General features: G+C 42.0%; 20 protein-coding genes. 9 read left to right on the top strand and 11 right to left on the bottom strand.

The window, feature by feature from the left end; genetic code table 11:
- Positions 1–205 precede the first annotated feature (205 nt).
- The 4 genes from ABG082_RS18570 to ABG082_RS18555 form a co-directional block, all read right to left on the bottom strand.
- Entirely contained in the window at positions 206–967 is a 762-nt protein-coding gene (locus tag ABG082_RS18570; RefSeq protein ID WP_008347378.1) for an ABC transporter ATP-binding protein, read from the bottom strand.
- A gap of 13 nt (positions 968–980) precedes the next feature.
- Positions 981–3,308, bottom strand: a complete 2,328-nt coding sequence (locus ABG082_RS18565) for an ABC transporter permease (RefSeq protein WP_348936382.1) — start codon at positions 3,306–3,308, stop codon at positions 981–983.
- The gene (locus ABG082_RS18560) at positions 3,305–4,558 is read right to left on the bottom strand and encodes an MFS transporter (RefSeq protein WP_348936381.1); all 1,254 of its coding nucleotides are present in this window, start codon (positions 4,556–4,558) and stop codon (positions 3,305–3,307) included. Before ABG082_RS18560 ends, ABG082_RS18565 begins: the two co-directional genes overlap by 4 nt.
- Before the next feature lie 69 nt (positions 4,559–4,627).
- Entirely contained in the window at positions 4,628–5,278 is a 651-nt protein-coding gene (locus ABG082_RS18555) for a TetR/AcrR family transcriptional regulator (protein ID WP_317328332.1), read from the bottom strand.
- Positions 5,279–5,438: 160 nt separating this feature from the next.
- On the opposite strand from ABG082_RS18555, the gene ABG082_RS18550 reads away from it, so the two are divergent.
- From ABG082_RS18550 to ABG082_RS18515, 8 genes are all read left to right on the top strand, one after another.
- Positions 5,439–6,551 (top strand): sugar diacid recognition domain-containing protein, encoded by a 1,113-nt coding sequence (locus ABG082_RS18550; protein WP_272511275.1) that lies wholly within the window; start codon positions 5,439–5,441, stop codon positions 6,549–6,551.
- A gap of 117 nt (positions 6,552–6,668) precedes the next feature.
- Positions 6,669–7,940, top strand: coding sequence for a GntP family permease (locus ABG082_RS18545; protein WP_116306540.1), 1,272 nt, complete (start codon positions 6,669–6,671; stop codon positions 7,938–7,940).
- A 29-nt stretch (positions 7,941–7,969) separates the two neighbouring features.
- Entirely contained in the window at positions 7,970–9,109 is a 1,140-nt protein-coding gene (locus ABG082_RS18540) for a glycerate kinase (RefSeq protein ID WP_348936380.1), read from the top strand.
- Positions 9,110–9,202: 93 nt separating this feature from the next.
- Positions 9,203–9,541, top strand: coding sequence for a zinc ribbon domain-containing protein YjdM (locus tag ABG082_RS18535; protein WP_039962846.1), 339 nt, complete (start codon positions 9,203–9,205; stop codon positions 9,539–9,541).
- Between the two features lie 206 nt (positions 9,542–9,747).
- Entirely contained in the window at positions 9,748–10,269 is a 522-nt protein-coding gene (locus ABG082_RS18530; RefSeq protein WP_348936379.1) for a hypothetical protein, read from the top strand.
- A gap of 295 nt (positions 10,270–10,564) precedes the next feature.
- Positions 10,565–11,494, top strand: a complete 930-nt coding sequence (locus tag ABG082_RS18525; protein WP_082136066.1) for an ABC transporter ATP-binding protein — start codon at positions 10,565–10,567, stop codon at positions 11,492–11,494.
- Positions 11,491–12,441, top strand: coding sequence for an ABC transporter permease subunit (locus ABG082_RS18520; RefSeq protein WP_250027077.1), 951 nt, complete (start codon positions 11,491–11,493; stop codon positions 12,439–12,441). The genes ABG082_RS18525 and ABG082_RS18520 overlap by 4 nt, the downstream gene beginning before the upstream one ends.
- 26 nt (positions 12,442–12,467) lie before the next feature.
- Complete coding sequence (locus ABG082_RS18515) at positions 12,468–12,896, top strand: DUF4064 domain-containing protein (RefSeq protein WP_024720447.1); 429 nt, start codon at positions 12,468–12,470, stop codon at positions 12,894–12,896.
- A 44-nt stretch (positions 12,897–12,940) separates the two neighbouring features.
- Here the strand turns inward: ABG082_RS18515 and ABG082_RS18510 are convergent, their stop codons facing one another.
- From ABG082_RS18510 to ABG082_RS18480, 7 genes are all read right to left on the bottom strand, one after another.
- Positions 12,941–14,269 carry a citrate:proton symporter gene (locus ABG082_RS18510; RefSeq protein WP_348936378.1) on the bottom strand — a complete coding sequence of 443 codons (1,329 nt, stop codon included), beginning with the start codon at positions 14,267–14,269 and terminating at the stop codon, positions 12,941–12,943.
- Positions 14,270–14,563: 294 nt separating this feature from the next.
- On the bottom strand, positions 14,564–16,630 hold the full coding sequence (locus tag ABG082_RS18505; RefSeq protein WP_348936377.1) for a beta-galactosidase: 2,067 nt from the start codon (positions 16,628–16,630) through the stop codon (positions 14,564–14,566).
- A gap of 23 nt (positions 16,631–16,653) precedes the next feature.
- The gene (locus ABG082_RS18500) at positions 16,654–17,862 is read right to left on the bottom strand and encodes a glycosyl hydrolase 53 family protein (protein WP_348936376.1); all 1,209 of its coding nucleotides are present in this window, start codon (positions 17,860–17,862) and stop codon (positions 16,654–16,656) included.
- 11 nt (positions 17,863–17,873) lie between these two features.
- Positions 17,874–18,716 (bottom strand): sugar ABC transporter permease, encoded by an 843-nt coding sequence (locus ABG082_RS18495; RefSeq protein ID WP_007497274.1) that lies wholly within the window; start codon positions 18,714–18,716, stop codon positions 17,874–17,876.
- Position 18,717: 1 nt separating this feature from the next.
- A complete protein-coding gene (locus ABG082_RS18490; protein ID WP_045033662.1) occupies positions 18,718–19,956 on the bottom strand; it encodes a sugar ABC transporter permease in 1,239 nt (412 codons plus the stop codon).
- 145 nt (positions 19,957–20,101) lie between these two features.
- Positions 20,102–21,367: an extracellular solute-binding protein gene (locus ABG082_RS18485; protein ID WP_008347347.1), complete on the bottom strand. Its 1,266-nt coding sequence runs from the start codon at positions 21,365–21,367 to the stop codon at positions 20,102–20,104.
- Positions 21,368–21,539: 172 nt separating this feature from the next.
- Complete coding sequence (locus tag ABG082_RS18480; RefSeq protein WP_348936375.1) at positions 21,540–22,535, bottom strand: LacI family DNA-binding transcriptional regulator; 996 nt, start codon at positions 22,533–22,535, stop codon at positions 21,540–21,542.
- Between the two features lie 171 nt (positions 22,536–22,706).
- On the opposite strand from ABG082_RS18480, the gene ABG082_RS18475 reads away from it, so the two are divergent.
- Entirely contained in the window at positions 22,707–23,606 is a 900-nt protein-coding gene (locus tag ABG082_RS18475; protein WP_025208260.1) for a LysR family transcriptional regulator, read from the top strand.
- Positions 23,607–23,608 lie beyond the last annotated feature (2 nt).

Below are 23,608 nucleotides of genomic sequence, written 5' to 3'. Positions count from 1 at the left end.
ATTGTGATTACGACGCTTTTACTTGTTTTAGTCACTCTTTATATCTCAAAGAGATACTTTTATAGCAAAGAAATTGAGTTGCTGACAGAATCTTGTCAACAAGAAGACGGCAAAATCATACTAGAAACAAATAGTTTGACTATGGATTACTCCTTTGAGTGTAAGAAAAAATAAAACAGGCAGAAAACTGCCTGTTTTACACCAATTAAAACCCTAAGTTTTGTAACCACTTGTTTAACAAGGCCTCTCGTTTCTCAGCGGTGAAGCGATCGTATTTTCCTAAATTTAAGTGGGCTGAAATTTCACCATCATTCATAAACAAAATTCTTTCAGAGCAAAGGGCCACTTTTGGATCATGGGTGACGAGAAGCAGAGTTGTTCCTTCAGAATTGATTTGTGAAAAAATATCCATGACTTCCTTTGTGGTTCTTGAATTAAGAGCACCTGTGGGCTCATCTGCAAAAAGAATGTTTGGTTCATTCATAAGAGCTCGACAGATAGAGGCTCTTTGGAGCTGTCCTCCTGATACTTCTGATAAATATCTATCAGCTAAATGATCAATATCAAGTTTCTCCATTAGATATTTTGCTCGTTCATTGACTTCTTTTCTCGGCATTTTCTTCGCTAAGTAAGCTGCAGCAATGATGTTATCAAATAGATTGAGGTTTTTTAGTAAGTGGCTGTGTTGAAAGACGAATCCCATCTCTGATAAGCGCAAAGCTGTTAACTGTTTGTCTGTCATTTCTGATAGCAGTTGACCTTTATATTTGATTTCCCCTCTGGAGGATGTCTCTATACCGCTAAGTTGATAAAGCAAAGAGGTTTTTCCACATCCTGAAGGTCCCATAATGGTGACAAATTCTCCACGTTTAATTGATAAGTGAATATTTCTAAGAATGGTCTGTTTTTGTCCTTTTAATGAATCAATTTGTAAAGACAATTGTTTCGCTTCAATTAATTGTTCCATGTGAAACATCTCCTTATGAAAGTGTATGACGGCTGATTTTACTAGAAAAAAAGGACTTCAATAACCACGAGATGACAGTTAAATTCACCATAAACAGCAGGAGAGGATACACGATCCAAACCCATTTCGGGGCTAACCACTGAAGGCTGGATGCTCCTAATGATGCTCCGCCTGCACTCATTAACGCCGGACCAATAGTATGAACAGCGATTGCTCCAATGAAGGCACCAATAGAGAGAACGACGATAAAACTTGTTAAGTATTGATAGGTTAAATCTTTTTGAGAAAAACCAATCGTCCTTAACAAGTGAGTACGATTTAAATCTTTCGCCCTTAACATGTGTAGAAACATCATTAACATGAGGCTGGCTGTTCCAAAAGCTGCGATGGTTGAAAATAATGCAATCACTTTTACTAGAGATGCGGTGCTTCCTATTGTTTGATGCACATATTCTTTCATATCTGTCACTTTTGCAGGAGACATATTTGTTTCAAGTGCTGCTTTTTTTCCTGCCATATCTATTCCTTGTTTTAATTGTATTTGAATGGTTTTCCAAAGGGATGATTGAGGAAAAGGCTGAGATAATGCTTTAGCAGTTTTCCCTCCGTTGGTGACGTCTTGATAAATGCCGGTAACCATTTTTTGAACTTGCTGCCCATTTGTGGCGAGAGTGACTTTTTCGCCTATCTTTTTCTGAAGTGAGTCAGCACTCAACACCGATAAAGCAATCTCTTCCTCCTTCAACGGTTCCCTTCCTTGTAAATAGGTGAGAGGGAATGCTGATAAATCACCTGTTTCTAAATAGAGCGTTTCTAATGTATTCTCCATTGTTTTGGCTTGTAGAGAAGTTGTTTCATAGACGGCAGATGTTTGAATGTCTTGGTCTTCGCTAATCATAGACTCTATTTTATTTGTACTTTTCTCTAAATGATTTCCCTGCCGAATATCAATTCGAAGGTCACTTTTTCCAGAGCCAAGATATGTGATGAAATCTGGTGATTGTAATGTGTACCATAACTGAATCGGCATCAACATTAAAAATGTACAAAGCGCGATAATACAAGTAATTGTTGAATACATCTTTATTCGCGAGAACAGATCTTTCAAACCAAACCAAAAATTTACTGGGAGGAATCTGTTTTTCTGGAGGTGCATAGGAATTTGTTTTTTATGGCTTGGTGAGCTTATGCCGCCTTGAATGGCTTGAGCGGCTGATATTTGTCCAAATCTCCTTAGGACAGCATAGCTGAATGAGATGACGATCATTGCCGTCAAAATTGACACCAAAAGCGGGATCACCTGATGAATAAAAGAGAGGCGATTCCCCATATATTGCTGAATATTGGCTGTAAACAAATCACCAAACATGAGCGTCATTAAATATCCTGCTATACACCCTATACAGGCAAGCACAGCATATTTCCCAACGTATAATTGTTTGATTTTTGATAAAGGGATTCCAAGTACTTTTAAGATTCCAATTTCACGTTCATCCTCTTCTATAGCGGCGGTCATAGCGAGACGAAGAGAGAGGAGAGAAATGCTAATGAGCAGAAAGCAGACAAGAAGGAGAATGGCGATCACCATACCATCTGTTAGGGCATTCAGCATGCGAAGCAGGGGTAATGTGACAGCAGGCCCCTGTTGTGGCAGCTCAGATGATTGATAGAGTGATTGAAAAGCATCTGCTTGACCAGCATCATGCAATAAAAATTCAATTAAGTACTCCTTTTTTTGAAACACTTGATTCAGTGCCGCCCAGTCCGCATCATGCAGAAGAAATCTCTTTGAACTGACAAGACTTGGATTCATTTGGGCATCTCGTAAGAACGTTTTGATTTGAAAAGAGAATTGATGAGAGCCTTTTGTAATGAGTAACCTTTCGCCAATCTTTAAGTGGTATTTTTGTTGAAAATAAATAGGGACTGCTACTTCTCCTTTATTTACAGTGAGCTTTTCATTTCGTTCGTTTAAAAGGAAATCAAAATAGCGATTTTGCTTTACAAATAAATGATCCATCACACCCGCTTGAGCAGGCTCCTGCCCGAACTTGATGCTGACATGTTCGATCGGAATCATTGGAACAATTTGATGTGCCTTCACCATCGACTGTTTACTTGAAAATGTATCGACCGCTTTTTCATCTAAGCTCCCATCGTGCATTTGGACAAAGTCTGGTGCTTTGGCTGATTGGAGTAAATCAGAAATGGCACCATTCAACTGGACTGTCATTTGCGCAGCGCTTGTTGCTAAAAATGATGTCATCATGATGCAAAGGGTTAAGCCGATTGAAATGAGACGGTGGCGGGTTAGGTCTTTCTTGATAAACGTCAATCTCATGAGGCTGATTCTCCTTCATGTCGAAGCATATTTTTTGTAAGGAAGGCAAGTGCAAACATCAAGGCACTGACGATTAACACGGTCACATACATGCTGGCGGAAAAAGTGTTGAACAAGAACCCGTACATCATTTGACCGAGCGGTGCAGCACATTGAGAGACCATTGTCAGATTGGCCATGACTTTTCCTAATTGAGCATTGGGTGTTTTCTTTTGCACATGTGAGATGACAACGATCGAAATCATGGTGAGCAGCATGGCAATTGGGAGACACCCTGCTAAAAAGAGAAAATAGGCTGGAAATGTCCCAAATTGAAGAGCCACCTTGGATGTTGAAAAAGCAACAGGTAGCAAAATGACTGCGATGACGAGCAACCAGCGATACAAAGTAGGAATGCGCCAATGTTTCGCTACAAGCCCAACTAGCAGGGCGCCTGCGATGACGGCAAACTCAATGATGCCCATTCCTATTCCATACATGATGTCACTGCTTTTCATTGTGACCCTTAAAATAATGGGACCTCCAACGATAAAAAATGGTGTGAGGATGAAATTTAGCAGCGCTGCAAGCAGCATGGCTCTTTTTAAAAATGGCTGGCTTCCGATATAGGAAAATCCTTGTTTCATATCTTTCAAGAGTACTTTGGTCATCGGTTCTGCGAGTGGGCTAGGTGAGAAAGAGATATTTAACCGTAAAAGCATGCACGCTGATAGAAAAAATACAATGCTGCTAGCGCCTATGATGACCTGGCTCCCAATGAGTCCGTATAAAACGCCGCCAATGATAGGAGCGACAACACCTGAAAGGGCCTGCACGCCATTCACGATGCCATTCGCTTGTTCTAATTTTTCTTCTTTCACTAGCTGAGGAATACTGGACATCACAGCAGGAGCATAAAACGTACTCATGACACCAAGGAGAATCATGACGGCTCCAATCATATAAAGTGAATCATGACCTGAAAATAACCAGAAATAAAAAGCCAGAATCATAATGCCAGTAAGAACATCAAATAAAATCATCAAATTTCTTCTGTTAAACCGGTCAGCCATTGCTCCTGCTAATGGTGAAAGGAGGAGCGGGATATTGGATAAAGCGAAAAGCAGGGCATATAAATCAACACGATGTGTCATATCCAAAACGTGTAAAGATAGAACAAAACGAATCAAGGAAGACCCGAAAACGGAAATAATTTGCCCGAGAACGAGGTAGATAAAGTGGGTGGAACCATTTTTGGCTGATGACGACATGTAAATCACTCTCCTTTTAGACCGACCGTCAGTCTATAATGTATGCAGGATTGGTATTGAAGTGACCAATCACTGATTATTGTTTTCCGGTTCTCCAGTTAAACGTTGGAGAAGGAAGGAGAAACTTCCCTTTTCTGCATGTAATGAGGCTTCAAGGATTGCGATAAATGCTAGAGCTCGTTGTATGCTTTCCGCTGTGGTCCATTGAAAAAGTCCCTCATCAAAGATAACCTGTGCAGAAGCGAGGAGAAATTCGACCGTCTCTTGCGGGTAATCCGTTTGAAATATCCCTTCTTCTACCCCTTGCTGAATGACTTCTGCTAAAACGGGTGATAGCTCTGTAATGGCTTTGATCAAGCTTTTTTGATGCATCTCTGCATTAGCAGGCTGATGAAATTGTTCGATCATGCCTTCTTTATGGCTGCCCTGTTTAGGAGATTGTGCCATGATGATGCGAAATAATTTATCAACCACTGAGATATCTGGATCAGCGGCAATACGCTTTGCCTCGATGATATCTGCTTTTATGATCCGGTCAATGATTGCATCCATCACTTCTTCTTTGGAAGTAAAGTAATAATAGAATGTGCCTTTTGCAATGCCAACGGCTTTGAGGATGTCAATAATTGTGGTTTGCTGATAGCCTTTGGTTGAAAAAAGCTTCTCTGCTGCATTCAAGATGTCATTTTTGCGTTCCTCAGGATGTTTAACGGTTCTCATAAAGCCATCCTTTCTTTTGACTAGACTGTCGGTCGGTCCCTTGATTTGATTAAACACTTTTTGGCGTATCTTTGTCAACGGCTGTTTTTTTAAGGTTTGCATTTATTGTGCAATGACACTATGATACATTGAATGAAAACCCCTTCAGGAGAGATGCTGAATGCAATTTTTAACCAGTGAATTGGCTCAAGAGATGGTTGAACGTACGATGCATATTTTACATCAAAACATCAATGTCATGAATGCAGATGGTGTCATTATTGGGTCTGGTGAACGAAAAAGGATTGGACAAGAACATGATGGAGCACGTCTAGTGCTGTCAAGCGGAAATAGTGTGGAGATTGATCAGGAGACGTCCCGCCGCTTAAAAGGCGTGAGACCTGGAATCAATCTGCCTATTTGCTTTCGGGAACAAGTAGTTGGTGTCATTGGGATTACGGGTGAGCCAGAGGACATTCGTCATCATGCCGAGCTGGTGAAAATGGCAGCTGAGCTCGTATTAGAGCAATCTTTTCTGCTTGAACGCTTCCAGTGGCGGCAGCGAATAGAGAGTGAAATTGTGAATCAACTCATCTCCGAGTCTGACATGGGTGATCATCAGCTGAAACACCGTGCTGACTGGCTTGGAATGGTTTTAGACAAGCGGCGAATGGCTATTGTTTTTCAGCCGATTCCATCGTCTGAGGACACTGTACACAAAATGATGCATGCCATTCAATACGATAAGAATGCGGATGATTTACTAGGCATGACCTTCCGTCATGAATTGATCCTGTTAAGACAGCCGATATGTGACCATCAATTCAAGCATGTGATAGAACAGCTGCAACAAACAATGGCAGGTGCAGTTGATGGACAAGTGCTAGTGGGTGTAGGAACTGTCGCTGAGGACATGAGTCAATTACCGTTGTCCTTTCAGCATGCGAGAGAGGCCCTGCGGTTAGGAAAGGTGCTCCATCCAGAGGAAAGCATATATGTCTTTGAATCTTATCAGCTTGAAAGCTTGTTTATAAAAGCGAGAGCCGCCAAAGAGGGCAAACGGTGGAGTGATTTTTATCATCCGCTGATACAAGAAATGGAGCTCGTTCAAACGTTAAAGGTTTACATTGAAGAGGGCGGGGATTTACAAAGAATCGTTGATCGTCTATTTATTCACCGTAATACACTGCGATATCGTTTAGATAAAATCCAGGCATTGACCGGAAAAGACCCTCGTCATGTGAAACAGTTGATGGAGCTGTACATAGCACAATTGGACAATCAACTGTCTTAATTGTGCATTTGCACAACTAGATTGAGAAATAAATAAAAGAAGTTCATTAAGATTCACAACTCGATCCCAATGAGTAAACGCTTACAATTAAGAAAAGACAATCAGGAGGGATGGAGAATGGGTGGAGATGTGACAGTAAGTACATTGGGCGCATTGACTGCGCTTGTGATCGCTATTGTTCTCATTTTAAAAAAAGTATCACCTGCTTATGGCATGCTGGCAGGTGCATTTATTGGCGGTTTGGTTGGTGGTGTAGATGTTGTGCAGACCGTGAATGTCATGATGGAAGGCGCAAAGGACATGATTCCGGCTGTCCTTCGAATCATGGCGGCAGGTGTACTGGCAGGGGTTTTAATTGAGTCGGGAGCAGCGCTATCTATTGCGGAGGCCATCGTCAAAAAGCTTGGAGAGGCGAGGGCACTTTTAGCACTCGCACTTGCAACAATGATTTTAACAACGGTGGGTGTTTTTGTAGATGTAGCAGTCATTACAGTAGCACCAATCGCACTTGCCATTGCCAAGCGTGCAAAACTTTCTAAAACGGGGATTTTACTTGCGATGATTGGAGGAGGGAAGGCGGGGAATATCATGTCACCGAATCCGAATGCCATTGCAGCCTCTGATGCCTTTGGTGTACCGCTTACTTCCCTGATGGCGGCAGGTGTCATACCGGCTATTTTCGGGATAGCCGTCACATATGTATTAGCCAAAAAGCTTGCGAATAAAGGGACACCTGTTCTGGAAGAGGGAGCTGACCAAGGCCAGGTTCAAGTGCCTGGTTTTCTACAAGCGCTTGTAGGACCGCTTGTGACCATTCTCTTGTTAGCCTTGAGACCATTGTTTCAAATAAATATTGATCCAATGATTGCCTTACCAATAGGAGGAATTGTTGGCGCTCTTTTCATGAAAAAAGGGAAGTTTCTCAATGATTATGCGATGTCAGGGCTGCATAAAATGTCAGGTGTAGCGATCATGTTACTAGGGACAGGTACATTAGCTGGAATTGTATCGAATTCTTCCATGAAAGAGGTATTTATTCAGGCGCTTGACGCTTCGGGATTACCTCCTTACTTGCTTGCACCAACGTCTGGAATTTTTATGTCGGCTGCCACAGCTTCGACAACTGCAGGGACGGCAGTTGCAAGTGGTGTATTTAGCGGAACTCTTATTGGTCTTGGTGTATCTGCCCTTTCAGGCGCAGCTATGATTCACGCTGGCGCAACTGTGCTCGATCATATGCCGCACGGAAGCTTTTTCCATGCAACGGCAGGAAGTGTTCAAATGGAGATAAAAGAACGGTTGAAATTAATGCCCTTTGAATCGTTAATTGGTTTGACATTAACCGTTGTATCGACCATTATCTTTGGTATTTTCCAGCTGTTCGGCTGAGGATTTAATGAGAAACGAGGGGTTTTTGGATGAAGATTGTGATCGCACCAGATTCATTTAAAGAAAGTTTATCTGCTTATGAGACAGCATGTGCCATTGAACGAGGATTTCGTTCTATTTTGCCACACGCAAAATATATGAAAATCCCAATGGCAGATGGAGGAGAAGGCACAGTTCAATCGTTAGTGGATGCGACAGGCGGGAAGATTGTCCAGCAAGCGGTCACGGGCCCGCTTGGCAAACCTGTGGATGCCTTTTTTGGTATGTTGGGAGATGGTCAGACAGCTGTCATAGAGATGGCAGCAGCATCAGGATTACATCTTGTCCCGCCAGAAAAACGGAACCCCTTATTCACGACGTCTAGAGGGACAGGAGAATTAATGCTTGCAGCGCTGGATAAAGGAGCGAAGCATTTAATCATTGGGCTTGGCGGAAGCGCAACAAATGATGGCGGCGTTGGCATGATGCAAGGTTTAGGTGCTTCTTTTCTCGATAAAGCAGGCCAAGACCTCATGCCGGGCGGTGGATCACTGAATCAATTAGCTTCTATTGATCTATCTCGACTGGATCCAAGATTGCAATCAGTCCGTCTGGAAGTAGCGTGTGATGTGGACAACCCTTTAACGGGTGAAAGAGGAGCGTCTGCTGTGTTCGGTCCTCAAAAGGGAGCAGATACAGAAATGGTTCAACTGTTGGACAAGAATTTATCTCATTTTGCACAAGTGGCTAAGCAGCATCTTCATGTCTCCTTTGGGGATGCGGCAGGTGCAGGAGCGGCAGGAGGACTGGGCGCGAGTTTATTAGGCTTTTTACAGGCTGATCTGCAAAAGGGAATCGATATTGTACTGAAAGCCGTCCATTTTGCTGACGTACTAAAGGATGCTGACCTAGTCATTACAGGGGAAGGCCGGATTGATCAGCAGACCATTTACGGAAAAACGCCGATCGGTGTAGCCAAAGCTGCGAAACAATATGGACTCCCTGTCATTGGCATCGCTGGGTCTCTCTCAAAAGACAGTGCAGTCGTACATGATCATGGCATTGATGCACTTTTTAGTATTGTCCCTGGCGTCACGACTCTGGCTGAAGCCATGCATGATGCTAGTGTGCATGTAGAGAGAACAGCGCGGAATATTGCGGCCGTCATGACATTTGGAAGAGATAAGTAAATGATGAAAAATGTTTCCTTTTCTATCACATTTCTTTCTATAGAAATGTGGTAAAATGGTTCTAAATGAAAAAGAAAGTTGGAGGAAACACAAATGTCTAATCTACCGAATTGTCCATCGTGCAGTTCAACCTATACATACGAGGATGGCAGCATGCTTATTTGTCCTGAATGTGCGCATGAGTGGTCGCTAGAACAAGAACAAGTGGCAGAGGAGCAGCTTGTTGTCAAAGATGCGAATGGAAATCTATTAAGTGATGGTGACACGGTCACTGTGATTAAAGATTTAAAAGTCAAAGGTTCTTCTTCGGTTTTAAAAATAGGGACGAAGGTCAAAGGGATTCGTTTAGTCGAAGGCGATCATAACATTGATTGTAAAATTCCTAGCTTTGGCGCAATGAAGTTAAAATCGGAGTTTGTGAAAAAAGTATAATGACAAAGAAATGTTCTTCTCATAATTAGAGTTCGGTCATGACAAGCTTACTATAAATGCTGAAGAAGAATGATGTATATGATTGTTGTTAACGTATAAAAAACACCTAAATTGTCAAAGGGATTCAATTCCTTTACTCATTAGGTGTTTTATATTTTTTATAAAGCTTTTATTTTTGAAGATCAGTTATCGATGGGGTGGTAGAAGTGGAATTTGGATATTTCAAAAAAACTGTTATGAAAAAAACGACTAAATGCATCCCTATTATCAATAAAGAAGGTGTCCCCATTGGATTCATAAAAAGATTTTATAAAAATAAAGCTGAGAGAATTTTGGATCATATATTTGATGAGTTTTTTGTGAATGTTGAGGTTATGGATGCAAATTTGAATACTGTTGTAAAAGCTACAGAAAATATATCCTTCAGATCTATGTACCGCTCAAATTGGAGCATAGAATGTAAGGAGAAAGGAAGGTTGATATTCGAAGATAAAACTAAAATCAAAACAAATCCAACGATGCGTTTCATCATCAATGATACTACCTATTATCTAAAGAAAGGTTTCGCAGATAAACGTGTTAGATTGGAAGACTCAAAGCAGACCATCGCTGACATTACATACGATAAAATAATACCACCTGCAACAGTCAGTATTGAAAAAAGACAAGGTGACCTAACTCTACATCTTATCGCTTGCCTCTATTATATCTTTATGTTGAGGGAGTAGCTGAAGTTAATATATTTTATCATACTTAAAGAATTTGAAAATATACTATTTATGATTTAGGTTCTAATTCCTATAAAATTTAGGGGAGTCCCTTTCGTGCAATAAGATCTTATTAAAATGATTACCTTAACCTCACCTTAAAAAAGGCAGATGATTCTCTAAATTTTGCCTAATCCCCTTCACAACTTTTGGGCATTGCTGTACCATATGGAAGTGTTCTTCTATTTTTGACGGATCATGGTGTTTATCAGGAAATAGATGATAGATGATACTTAGACAAAGAAGGAGAGGTAACGTGACGAACGTTTTAGAACTGCAAAATGTATCTAGGCATATTCGCGGGAAAAAGATTGTTCAAGACTTGAGTTTCTCTGTCCAAGCGGGCGAAGTCTTTGGCTTCTTAGGGCCGAATGGCGCAGGAAAAACGACAACCATTCGCATGATGGTCGGTCTTTCTCCCATTACATCTGGTGACATTCTGATTAATGGTCATAGTATTCAAACCTCATATCAGCATGCCATCCAAGATGTCGGTGCAATTATTGAAAATCCAGAAATGTATAATCATTTAACGGCGAGACAAAACCTTGTTCATTTTGCCAGAATGAATGGAAAAGTGGATGAAGGTCGAATTGATGAACTGCTAGAACTAGTTAGTTTGCAGCATGTGAAACATAAGCGTGTCCGTACGTTTTCATTAGGAATGAAGCAGCGTTTGGGGATTGCTCAGGCATTGATACATAAACCGAAACTGCTAATCTTAGATGAGCCGACCAATGGACTAGATCCAGAGGGAATTCGTATGATACGAGATTACTTGAGAAGGCTGGCAAAGGAAGAAGGGCTTGCTGTCATTGTTTCAAGTCACCTCATGTCAGAAATGGAATTGATGTGTGATCGTTTCGCCATTATCCAAAAAGGAAAGCTGATTGCGATTGAGGATCAGCGTGCAGAGACGAAGCAGGATGATTTGGTCAACTATCGTATGAAAGTAGCATCAAGCGAGCTAGAAGAAACTCAAAAGCTCATTGAAGCATTTGAGGAAGGTATCACAGTTAGAGAAGAGGAGCAGTACTTATTCTTCTCCATCCTAGAAGAGAAGATGCCACAATTGATTCGTCATTTGAGCGAAGCTTCTATTCATTTGTACGAAATCAAAATAGAAAAACAAACCTTAGAAGATAAGTTCTTAAGCTTAACAGGTAAAAAGGAGGCAGACGTATGATTCGCCTCATTCAAAACGAGTGGATGAAAATCAGTTATCGTGTGGGTACTTGGATTATGGTTGGGCTTCTTGTTTTAGGTATGATTGCGACGTTGATTTTTGCTGTTAAGACAAATGACGGAGATCAAGCATCCGGTGATTGGAAAACTGAGTTGCAAGAAATCAATAAAGCAAAGAAGCAAGAATTGAAAGAGGATAATATAAGCTTTTATAAGAGATCCCTTGAAACCGAAATAGCGATCAATGAGTATCGAATCAAACATGATTTACCTCCAGCCGATCAATTCGGTAAAAATGCATGGACTTATGTGAAAACAAATGCTAATTTGCTTCAGCTGGTCGGTGTATTTGTGATTATTATTGCAGCCACAATTGTCTCGGCTGAATATAAGCATGGTACAATTAAATTATTACTGATTCGTCCGCCATCCAGGTTGAAGGTTCTTTTGTCTAAATACTTTACCGTTCAACTATATTCACTTTTCCTGATCGCTGTCCTATTTATCTTATCCTTTATCTTAGGTGCGATATTCTTTGGACTAAACAATGATTATGTGTATTTGGCTTATCAAAATGGTGAAGTCATTGAACGGTCTCAGTTTGCAAATATGGTCTCTTATTATTTGGCGCATTGTGCTATGTTTGTTGTATTAGGGACACTTTCTTTTGCTATCTCAACGGTGTTTAGAAGCGAGGCCATTTCCATAGCGATTAGTGTATTAGCCTATGTTGTCGGAGCATCCATCACAAGCATTTTGATGTTCTTCTTTGATTGGGCGAAATACTTATTGTTTGCCAACGATCCTGTACAGTATTTCGCAGAAACACCTACTTATATCGAAGGCATGTCCCTAGGATTCTCACTAACGGTCCTAGTCATTTATTGGGCCATCTTCTTGGCGGTTGCTTTAATCGTCTTCCAAAAGCGAGAAGTAAAAACAGGTTAATTTAACTTTTTAGGAGGTTTCTATCAATGATTAAGCGTAAAGGTGAAAAAATTATGGGGATTATCAGTATTGTCCTCAACGTAATTGGTGTTGGTTTTGGGGCATTGATGCTCTCTGTGGACCCAGCAGTTTATGAAGAATTGAATGAAGTGTTAAAAGAGGAAGGCAGTGCCTTGCCAGTTGAAACACTTGAGGCATCGGTTCATGCCTTTGGCGTTCAGTTTATGGTTGTTTCCGCAATTGCGGCTGTTTTAGCCCTTGTTGGTGTGATTGTTTTGAAAACAGACCGCCGTGCCGTGCTTTCTGGTATTCTTTTCTTGGTTTCCGCTGTGACTCTTTTAATTGGAACTGTTGGTCTTGCTTTCGTTCCGATGATCTTGTTGCTAATCGTTGGATTGATGTCACTGATTAGAAAACCGAAAACAGACATTCACACGAGTGAATATCCTTCATAATTCAAAAGAAAAAGACATGCGCAAATCAGCGCATGTCTTTCTTTTTATATGATGCCAATCAGTTTGGCGACGATGAGTAAAACGATACTGAACCCCCACATCCAAAAGAAGGAGTAGCGGATATGTTTCCCCATATCGACCCCTGCAAGACCGATGGCAAGCCATACAGCAGGCGCAAGGGGGCTGACAAAGGTGCCGATGATATTTCCAATCATCATGGCGTATGCCGCAGATGTCCCTGACACACCAACCTCTGATGTAATCGATTCGACAATCGGCAAGAGTGCATAATAATAGGCATCTGTACTTGTCAGCATATCAAGCGGAACCCCAAATATCCCCACAATGATATGTAAAAATGGCAGTAAGAAAGCTGGCAAAATGTGAATACTGTCCACTGCAATCGCCTTTAGCATGCCCGTTCCTTCAAGAATTCCTAAAAAAGAACCTGCGGAGAAAATAACAGCCGCCATCATTAGTGCACTTGGAGCATGTGCCTTAATTCGCTCCATTTGTACATTCACATTCGGATAGTTCACCAAAAGTGCTAGTGAAAGACCAATCATAAACATATAACTAGCAGGAATCACATTTAGCACGAGAAGGACAACAACAGCTAAAAATAGAATAAAGTTGACCCAGATTAAGTGATAACGCTTTAAAGACGCATCGCCTGTTTCGCTGATTGATTGAATGGCACGATCCCAATCAGCGCCTTCTAATTGAACCGCAGCTACTTCATTTGCTGCAACTTTCACCCGAATTCGTTTTTCTTCTCTTTTTCCTAAAATGAATGCCATTCCTAATATGAGCACGACCCCGATCAACTGAATTGGAATGAGCGGTACCCACAGTTCAGATGGGTCCATATTAAGGACACTCGCTGCCCGTCCTGTGGGGCCGGCCCAAGGCACCATATTGGTTAATCCAGCACTTGTCCCGATTAACAATAGTAGTAAGTAAGGACTCATATGTAATTTTTTATAAAGCGGAAGCAGTGCAGGTACAGTTAATAAAAAGGTGGTAGCGCCTGCTCCGTCTAAGTGTGCGATGACTCCAATCAAGGCAGTTCCCATCGCAACTGTGACAACATTCCCTCTGGTCAGCTTGATTAACGTTTTAATTACAGGTTCAAAGAACCCTGTATCTTGTAAAATGCCAAAAAATAAAATGGCGAAGATGAACATGGTCGCCACCGGCAATACTTTGATAATCCCTTCTTCAAAGAAGGTTTGAATGTCATTGATACCAAATCCCGCGATGAATGCCCCTATTAAAGGCACCATGACCATGGCGACAATTGGGCTTGCTTTCCCCCAAATCAGCAAAACAACAATCGTTAAAATAATCAACAATCCAACAAACGTTAACATAAGCCCCTCCCCCTACAATAAACCGTTTACATTTGTTTGTTTTTATACCAATGCAGTCCCACATCTGCATTGAAAAAAAGAGTATCAAAAATATGAGTATTAGGCAACCGCTTTCATACCTATACAATGGTAAAAAAGGATGGTGAATCCAATCGTGGCGCGGTGTTCAATATGTCAAAAAATTTAGATAAAAAATAATACTTCTATTGATAATCTACTACCGGAAGAGATTTTATAGGTATTTAGATTCACTTAAAAGTAAGAAGCGCCCTTTGGATGGACGCTTCTTTCACGCTATTTTTTCAAAATAACGTATTCGTAAGGATTCAGTTGTAACTGTTGAGATGTATGCTGTCCAGTCAGCATATTTTCATAGCTTTCCGCTGAATCTAGTGAAATGTTCTGTGGCTGTTCTGTAAAATTCATCATAAACACAAAGTCCTGCGATCCATCTGTTCGTTTCTGGACACTGACTCCCTCTGGAATTGAAGAGGAGAGGATCGGTTGTATGCCTATTCCTGTGATGAGATCTTCGTAAAAATCATCATAAAACGCTTGCTCATTTTCAGAAGCCATATAGTATGCTTTCCCTTTGCCAAATGGACGGACAGTAAGGGCGGGCTGTCCTTCATAGCAGCCATTCTCAAAATGCCCTAACACAGAGGCTGATTCTGGGTGAATGGATTCGCAATATTGGCCGACATGATAAGTGCGTCCATTTCCTGTGGTCATTAAGACGTGTTCATCTGGCATCAATGTGTTGATTTCCTCTGCCCAAATACCAAGTACATGGCGGAGAGGGCCAGGGAAACCACCGAGGAAACAGAGGTCGTTTTCATCGACCATGCCGCTCCAGTACGTTGCCACAAAAATGCCTCCCTCTTTGACAAATGCTTCGATCTTTTCTGCCACGCCTGGTTTGATCATGTAGAGCATTGGCCCCACAAGCACTTTATAGGATGAGAAATCCTTTTCCATTCCGACAATATCAACAGGGATGCCCTTTTTCCAGAAGCTTCGATAATGAGTTTGACAAGCCTCTACATAGCGTTTGTTGGTATTATTTAAACCTTGCGCATCATCAATCGCCCAATGGTTTTCCCAATCATATATGATGGCGACCTCTGGTTGAACGGATGTACCCGCAATCGGCTGAAGCTGCTCCAGCTGTTTTCCTAAATCAGCGACTTCTTGAAACACACGCGTGTGTTCATGTCCTGAATGATCCACAACGGCTCCATGGAATTTTTCAGAGGCGCCTCGACCTTGTCTCCACTGGAAATAAAGGACGGAGTCGGACCCGTGGGCAATCGCCTGCATGGCAGAGAGGTGTGCCATTCCTTTATGCTTCACCTTATTCACTTCATGCCAGTTCACGAGGCTTGGTGTGCTTTCCATCACAAGAAACGGCTGACCACCCTTTAATGAACGATACAAATCGTGAACGAAGGCGACGTTTGACGCTAATTCTGCAGTGGTTTCTCTGCCGCTATGCCATGCTGGATAGCTATCCCATGAGATCACGTCGACTTCTTTTGCAAATTGATGATAATCCAGTCCAAGGAATGGACGCATATGCGGATAGTCGCCCATAAAATTGGTGGTTACTGGCACATGAGGTGTTAATTCTCGTAGCGGTTCAATCTCATTTTGATAAAAATTGATCGTTTGTGCTGTGACAAAACGCTTCCAGTCTAGGTTCATGCCATGAATCATGTGCTCGCCATGAGGGGCTGGTGACTCGATTTGTGACCAATCGGTAAAGGTGTGGCTCCAAAATCCCGTCCACCATGCTTGATTCAAAGCTTCAAGGTCATGGTTGTATTTGTCTTTCAAATAGTCTCTAAATGCTTCTTGGCAAAGATCACAATGACATTCACCGCCGTATTCATTTGAAATGTGCCACATGATCAGCGCTGGATGATCCTTGTAGCGTTCAGCGAGCAAACGATTGAGTGTATTCGTTTTTTCTCGATAAACCGGTGAGGTAAAGCAATGATTATGGCGAAGTCCGTGTAAGTTGCGCTGGCGGTTTGCTTCAACGCGTAAGACTTCTGGATATGTTTGCGAGAGCCAAGCAGGTCTTGCTCCGCTTGGCGTGGCGAGAATGGCGTGAGCTCCCTGCGCTGCCAAGCGGTCCATGATATCATCCAGCCAGGCAAAATCATATTCCCCTTCTTTTGGCTCGAGCTTGCTCCAAGCGAAAATATTGATAGAGAATGTTTGACAGTGTGCAAGCTTCATTAATCGAAAATCTTCGTCAATGATCTCCGGCATATGGAGCCATTGATCAGGATTATAGTCGCCACCATGCAAAAAGCCTTTCACATTTGGGTGAACGAGTGGGTAATGCTTTCCCATTTTGTCACGTCCTATCTGTTTAATTACGGTGTCATTTGTTTAAATACATCAAGAGAAGGCAGGGCTTTTCCGTTGAAATCAAACATGGCCTGATTTTCCCAAGCATTCCCGACTGTCCCGGTTGTTTGAATATAAGCGAGCCCGTATTGACTAGACCACGGAGCACCTTTTGCTGGAATCCAAAGCGGCTCCCAATAAAAGAACCCTTTCCCGCGATGGTTTTTCACTTGTGAAATTTTTTCTGATAGATCTCGTATAAAAGATGCCTGCCCTTGTGGTGATGCTGGATAACCGGCTGTATTGACTGAATCTTGGTTAAATGAGTTATCGAGGTTGTCACCATTTGCTGTTGTAAAGCCGTAGGCGGTTTCTACCACGATGACATCTTTGTTATAGCGGGCGCTAATATCATTCATATTGTTAGTAAGACCGCTAAATCCGCCGTCCCAATACGGGTAGTAAGATAAACCGATCGTATCGAACGAAACGCCTCGTTTGGTGATTTCATCAAACCACCAGCGAGATGCACCATTGTCCCCTCCATGTGCAAGATGAAGCATGACTTTGATGTTTGAATCGACAGAGCGGACAGCATTTGTTCCCGCTTTTAGCAAAGCAGCGAGTCGGTCAAATTCACCGCCGCCTTCACCCCAGCTTTTTCCGTTCGGCCAAAGCATACCTGAATTCAATTCATTCCCGACCTGCACCATATTTGGCAGGGCATTTTGTGCTCTCATCGCTTTGAGCACATCGCTTGTGTAAGTGCCAACCGCTTTCTCTAAATCGCTTTGCGAGAGATTGGTCCAAGCTTTCGGTTTGAACTGTTTACCGGGATCGGTCCAGAAATCACTGTAGTGAAAATCAAGCAGCACTTTCATGTTTTGTGCTTTTGCACGTTTCGATAGAGCAATGGCAGTATTTAAATCGTTTGTCCCGCCGTTATAGGCACGGCCTTGGTTGTCGTATGGATGGTTCCAGAGTCTGATGCGCACATAGTTGACGCCTTTATCCTTTAATAGCTTGAGCGGATCAACCTGCTGTCCGTTCTGGTTGTAGTATTTGCCGCCGCTTTTCTCCACTTCTGCAAGCATCGAGATATCGGCTCCCTTGATGAAATCACCTTGCAGTCCATTGATCGGCTGAACAGAAATCGCATCTGCCTTAGCTTCAGGCAAAACACCTAACCCTATCAGAAAGAAAAAGGCAACAGTGACAAGCAACCATTTTTTCATCAAATCTCCCCTTATCCTTTTGTCCCGCCTTGTGTGAGACCGGACACAAATTGTTTTTGTAAAACAAGGAACAATAAAGCGACTGGAATTGCAATGAGTAAAGCCCCGGCTGCAAAGGTCGTGTAGCTGGCACCCATTTTATCTGACACAAGATTGTACAGACCGATTGGGAGCGTATACATTTCAGGTGAGCGGACAATGACACTGGAAATGATGAAATCACCCAGTGGACCTGTAAATGAGTTGATCGCGACAACGGCTAAGATGGGCTTAGCGAGCGGCATAATAATTTGAATGAAAATCCGGAAATGCCCTGCGCCATCCATTCTGGCTGATTCATCGAGATCCTTTGGAATCGCATCAAGATAGCCTTTCATTAAATACGTATTCATCGGAATTTGTCCGCCTGCATAAATCAAAATCAATGCAAGGTGGCTGTTAATGAGTCCAAGCATTTGAGCCAATACAAATATGGCAATCAGTGCTGAAAATTGAGGAATCATTTGCAGCAGCAAAAAGAGCATCAGTCCATTCTTGCGTCCTTTGAATCGGAACCTAGAAAAGGCATAACCTGTAAAGCTGACAAGTATCAACGTTAAGAGCATAGTCGCAATACTGATTTTCATTGAGTTCCAATACCATTTTGCATAAAGTGCTCCTTGACCGAAGAAGAGTTCTGTAAAGTGGCTGAACGTTGGATTCTTCGGAAACATGCTTGTGCTCATCAGGCTGTTCCCAGGATTAAAGGAAGCACCGATCGTCCAAAGGAGTGGATATAGAATACATACGGAGGCGATGAAAAGGATGAAATAAGTGATACTCAGACGAATGAGCTTATTTTGTTTTGATCCCATATCACATCATGTCCTCCTCTTTGAATGAATTCGTTCTCTTAAACTGCCAAAGTGCAATGGCAATGACGAAGATTGACAGTAAGATCGTAACAGCGGCAGCGAGTGCATATTGAGAAGACTGCATCGTCAGTTTGTAAATCCAAGACACTAAGATGTCTGTGCCCCCCGCTGTGGATCCAGCAACAGGCGGCCCCCCGCCATTAAATAAGTAGATGATATTAAAGTTGTTAAAGTTAAACGTATATTGCGTGATTAATATAGGTGCAATTGAATAGAGGACAAGCGGTAATGTAATGGAACGGAATTTCTGAAAGAAATTTGCCCCATCAATGGTTGCAGCCTCGTATAAATCTTCAGGAATGGCCTGCAAAACGCCGGTTGTCATAATGAACACAAAAGGAAAACCAAGCCAAGTCTGCATCGCAATAAGAGCAATTTTGCTCCAAAATGGATCTGTCAGCCATGGTTTTGGATCAATTCCAATCGATGCAAAAAGGGTATTGTTGATCGCACCAAACGTGTCGTTAAACAATCCAGCAAACACCAAAATGGTCACAAATCCTGGAACAGCCCACGGCAGAATCAAAATCGTTCTGAAAAACCGTTTTCCTTTTAAATCTTTTTGATTGAGCAGAACCGCTAGAAAAATGCCGACAGCACATTGAAGGGTCGATGCAGCCAACGTCCATACGACCGTCCAGCCCAGTACATCAATGAATGTGTCTCTCCAAATATCGATTGAAAAGATATTTTGAAAGTTTTTGATGCCTACCCAATCAATGAGATTGGCAGGAGGCGAGTGGTATAAATCATAGTTTGTAAAGGCCAGCGCAAAGCTGAACATAATAGGAAAGACAACAGAGAATAGAAGTAAAAAGAAAGCAGGAGTGCTCATTAAGTAAGGAAAGCCTTGATCGATGAGCTGATGGTATTGAGCACGGATGGAATGAAGCGGAACCCCTTGATCACGTTTCTTTCCGTTCATAAATGCATCTCGTATCATGAGTACATAAAAACCGATGCCAAATCCAGCTGTTAAAAGTGCAATAATTCCTTTTGCTAAAAGGAAAACAGAGTTGTCACGAGGCAGCATCGTACCAAGTGTGAACAGCCCCCAGAAGCCAATATTGAATAAATCATAAAACACAAGTAGAAAAGAAACGCCAAACAGGAAAAAGAGTGCCCCTTTGCCATACTGTTTGTTGTATATTTGCCCCATCCCGGGTATAAGAGAGAACATTAGCGCCCGTCTCCGGTGTGTCTTTGATTCCACTATGTGTGTGCGGTCTAGTTCAAGGTTACCCGTCACGTTTAACACCTACTTCATATGAAATTAGATCAAGTGCAGGCAGCATGATAGATGAACAGCTACCTGCGCTTGATGTTTATTTGGAGTGATTCGCTTTAATTTGCGAGTCGATTTGTTTGACCGCGTCATCAAATGCCTTTTTCACATCGGTACGGCCAGTCGCAATCAGTCCTAATGCACTGTCAATCGGCTTCCACACCTCTGCCATCTCTGGATTATTCGGTGTCAGCGTGGCATATTTCGTTTGCTTTGAAACAGCATCCGCATTAGCGTTTTCAGTAATGACTGGGTCTTTCATCAGCTTTTTCACTGGTGGAATTTCCTCTGTTACTTCAAAGCGCTTTTTTGAATTTTTTTCGTTCGTGATAAACTCAACAAATTTTTCGGCAAGTTCTTTATTTTTAGAATAAGAGGAGACGTTGTAGCTCTTTACACCTAAGAACGAGCTCATATGTTTTCCGTTAGGGAGTGTTGGCAATTCCGTCACGCCATAGTCGATACCCGCTTCTTTATAAGGACCAAATGACCATGGACCAGAAATCACAGCCGCAGCCTTTTTCTCAGTGAATAAGGAATTGAGGACATTGATTCCTTGCTCACCAATGATGCCTTTCGGGAAAAGTCCTTCGCTAAAGAATGTCTGAATGTATTTTCCGCCTTCGATGGCACCGTCGTTATTAAGACCAATATCATTGACGTCATAAGACCCATCGTTTTTCTGTTTGAAAATATAGCCGCCTGAACCGCCTAATACACTTTGTGCGTAATAAATTTCATCCCACTTCGCAACAAAACCGTATTTCCCGTCCTTTGTCAGCTTTTTCGAAAGGTCATACCAGCCATCGAGTGTCGTTGGTGCCTTTTTAACAAGGTCTTTGTTATAGAAAAGCACAGTGGTTTCAACGGATTTTGGCAGGCCATACAGCTTACCATCTACCGTTTGTGATTGAATCGATTCGTCTGTGAAGGAATTGATTACTTTTTGATCTGGTTTGATTTCTTGTAACAATCCCTCTGTGACAGCTGATCCAATTTGGTCGTGAGGCATGGTGATGACATCTGGACCAGTGCCGGCTGCGCCATCAAGACGAAGCGCTTCAATTTGGTCGGCATATGCTTTTTCGACCACTTTGACTTTCACGTCGTTTTGTTTTTCAAATTCTTTGACGGCGTCTTGAATCCCATCCGACTTTTTGACATCCTCCCACACTAGCAAGGTCTTTGTACCTGTAGATGCCGGCTGTGTACCGCTTGAATTGTCATCTCCTGGTCCGCATGCTGACAGCAGCAGCACAGCAGTACCAACGACTGCCGATAATGTCGCCCATTTTCCCTTTTTCATTCGTAATCCCCTCTCGTTCTTTTTTCACAGATGATAAGAAAACGCTTTCTTAATGTGAGAATATCAACTTGAGTAAAAAAAGTAAACATATTTTATTAAATTTATTAAGTAAAATTTTTTACCGAAATAAAGAGAAAAGAAGCCCGCCACATACGGCAGGGCTTCCAGCTGTTTATATCGTGCTTTTCCGAAAGACAGGATCTGAGGCAATCAGCACGGTTTTTGGTAATGTTCTGCCATCAACAAGTCTTTCTAAAAGTAAATCGACAGCTGTCTCGCAAAGTAAAGAGGTATGGATGTGATAAGTTGTGAGCGGTGGTGACACATATTGAGAGACGTGAATATCGTTGATACTAAAGACACTCACTCGATTTGGTAAAGAAAAACCGCGTTCATTTAATGCTTGTAAACAGCCTATCGCAAGAGGATCACTTGCGACACAAAAAGCGGTTGGCAGGTGATCACCGAGCTCGTCGATCGCCTTCATCATCAATGAATAGCCTTCATCTACAGAGAAATGGTGACCGATATAGACCAATTGCTCATCCAGTTTGTTGTGTGCTGTCATGTACTGGCGGAAGGTCGTTTCACGAATATCTGGAATACGCCTATTTGTATTGAGATCAAGATCTGTCCCGCCAATAAATCCGATGGATGTGTGCTGTTTTTCGATAAAAGAATCAATAATCTTTTCTACAATTCGTTTCAGGTTTGGTTTCACAGAATCAAAGCGGTCTTCATCTGGTGATGTATCAATAAAGACGATATGTTTTGTGATCGCATATAATTGATCAAGCTCAGTTTTTTTAAATCGACCGATGGCGATGATGCCTTCTGTAGAAGGATCAATCGATTGAAGACCATCAGATGGGTTGTGAGCGGTAACATTTAAGCTTCTGGTATTGGTGAGTTCCTCAATGCCTAGACGAATGGATTTAAAATAAATATCTTCAAGCTCTTCTTTTTCTGTCATCCAATAGAGAAAGGCAATTTTTTTTAGTGAATGTTTGAATGTCTTTTTTTGATAGGACAAAGCTTCTGCTGCCGCGTATACTCTCTCACGTGTTTGATCCGTAACCGATAGGTTGGGATCTTGGTTCAGTACGCGAGACACGGTGGCGATGGATAATCCGGCTTTTTCCGCAATGTCCTTTATTTTAGCTGCCAAGTCAGCACCTCCTATAGAAAATATCTCCTTTCAGTATAGAGTCTTTAAAAAAATTAGTAAATATTTTTATTAAATTGATTGGTTTAGGCTGTTCTTTACGAGTTGGAAAGGAATTAGTAAGATATATGTATTGAAGATGTAGGATTAAGATTTCTGATAGGAGAGGGACAGATGTATTATGATGCACTGAAGACATTTGTGACAGTGGTAGAAGAGAAAAACTTTACAAAAGCAGCTCAGAAGCTGCGGATTTCTCAACCGAGTGTCAGTCTTCACATTAAGAATTTGGAGCAGGAATTTCAGACGGTTCTGCTCAATCGTTCGCCAAAGCAATTAACGGTGACGCCAACTGGGGATATGCTGTACCATCGATCAAAACAAATCATTCGTTTATATGAACAGGCGAAGCAGGATATTTATGAGCATCATCATCTGGCACGAGGGAAGCTCACGATTGGAGCGAGTTTTACCATTGGGGAGTATGTGCTGCCGCAAATTTTGGCACAATTTCATCAGCTTTATCCGCATGTTGATATTGAGGTAGTCATTGATAATACAGAGGCGATTGCCAGACATGTTCGCTTATTCCATGTCGACATCGGACTGATCGAAGGACAAACCAATGACAAAGAACTCTCTGTGGAAACGTTTCTAGAGGATGAACTGTATATCGTTGCACCATTAGACCATCCGTTTGCAAAGAAAAAGGATGTCACCATTGATCAATTGCAAAATGAAACATGGATCACAAGAGAAGAAGGATCTGGGACAGGAGAATACTTACAGCATGTCCTGAAATCAAATGGACTGAAAGCGCGGACCTTTGTGACATTTAGCAGCAATCAAGCGATTAAAGAAGCTGTCATTCATGGAATGGGGCTGTCTGTTTTATCTAAATATGTCCTCCAGCGGGGCAGCATTGGCGGAGAATTGGCTGTCATTTCTGTAAGGGGAATGGACTTTAAACGGACATTTTCCTATGTCGAATCCCCGATGACAGGTGGGAATAAAAATAAGGAATTGCTTGTTGAGTTGTTGAGAAAAGAGAAAAAAGACGCTTCTCCGCAGTAGGA

It is taken from the genome of Bacillus sp. BS1807G30 (genome assembly GCF_040047675.1).
Taxonomy (GTDB): domain Bacteria; phylum Bacillota; class Bacilli; order Bacillales; family Bacillaceae; genus Bacillus; species Bacillus altitudinis.
This window is presented reverse-complemented; position numbering and strand designations above follow the sequence as displayed.

Bases quoted from the DNA above. Each gene is read 5' to 3' on its own strand.
- ABG082_RS18475 (WP_025208260.1), top strand. From the start codon at position 22,707: ATGTATTATGATGCACTGAAGACATTTGTGACAGTGGTAGAAGAGAAA.
- ABG082_RS18535 (WP_039962846.1), top strand. From the start codon at position 9,203: ATGTCTAATCTACCGAATTGTCCATCGTGCAGTTCAACCTATACATAC.
- ABG082_RS18550 (WP_272511275.1), top strand. From the start codon at position 5,439: ATGCAATTTTTAACCAGTGAATTGGCTCAAGAGATGGTTGAACGTACG.
- ABG082_RS18555 (WP_317328332.1), bottom strand. From the start codon at position 5,278: ATGAGAACCGTTAAACATCCTGAGGAACGCAAAAATGACATCTTGAAT.
- ABG082_RS18500 (WP_348936376.1), bottom strand. From the start codon at position 17,862: ATGAAAAAATGGTTGCTTGTCACTGTTGCCTTTTTCTTTCTGATAGGG.
- ABG082_RS18485 (WP_008347347.1), bottom strand. From the start codon at position 21,367: ATGAAAAAGGGAAAATGGGCGACATTATCGGCAGTCGTTGGTACTGCT.
- ABG082_RS18505 (WP_348936377.1), bottom strand. From the start codon at position 16,630: ATGGGAAAGCATTACCCACTCGTTCACCCAAATGTGAAAGGCTTTTTG.
- ABG082_RS18520 (WP_250027077.1), top strand. From the start codon at position 11,491: ATGATTCGCCTCATTCAAAACGAGTGGATGAAAATCAGTTATCGTGTG.
- ABG082_RS18540 (WP_348936380.1), top strand. From the start codon at position 7,970: ATGAAGATTGTGATCGCACCAGATTCATTTAAAGAAAGTTTATCTGCT.
- ABG082_RS18495 (WP_007497274.1), bottom strand. From the start codon at position 18,716: ATGGGATCAAAACAAAATAAGCTCATTCGTCTGAGTATCACTTATTTC.
- ABG082_RS18570 (WP_008347378.1), bottom strand. From the start codon at position 967: ATGGAACAATTAATTGAAGCGAAACAATTGTCTTTACAAATTGATTCA.
- ABG082_RS18510 (WP_348936378.1), bottom strand. From the start codon at position 14,269: ATGTTAACGTTTGTTGGATTGTTGATTATTTTAACGATTGTTGTTTTG.
- ABG082_RS18545 (WP_116306540.1), top strand. From the start codon at position 6,669: ATGGGTGGAGATGTGACAGTAAGTACATTGGGCGCATTGACTGCGCTT.
- ABG082_RS18560 (WP_348936381.1), bottom strand. From the start codon at position 4,558: ATGTCGTCATCAGCCAAAAATGGTTCCACCCACTTTATCTACCTCGTT.
- ABG082_RS18565 (WP_348936382.1), bottom strand. From the start codon at position 3,308: ATGAGATTGACGTTTATCAAGAAAGACCTAACCCGCCACCGTCTCATT.
- ABG082_RS18490 (WP_045033662.1), bottom strand. From the start codon at position 19,956: ATGTTCTCTCTTATACCCGGGATGGGGCAAATATACAACAAACAGTAT.
- ABG082_RS18515 (WP_024720447.1), top strand. From the start codon at position 12,468: ATGATTAAGCGTAAAGGTGAAAAAATTATGGGGATTATCAGTATTGTC.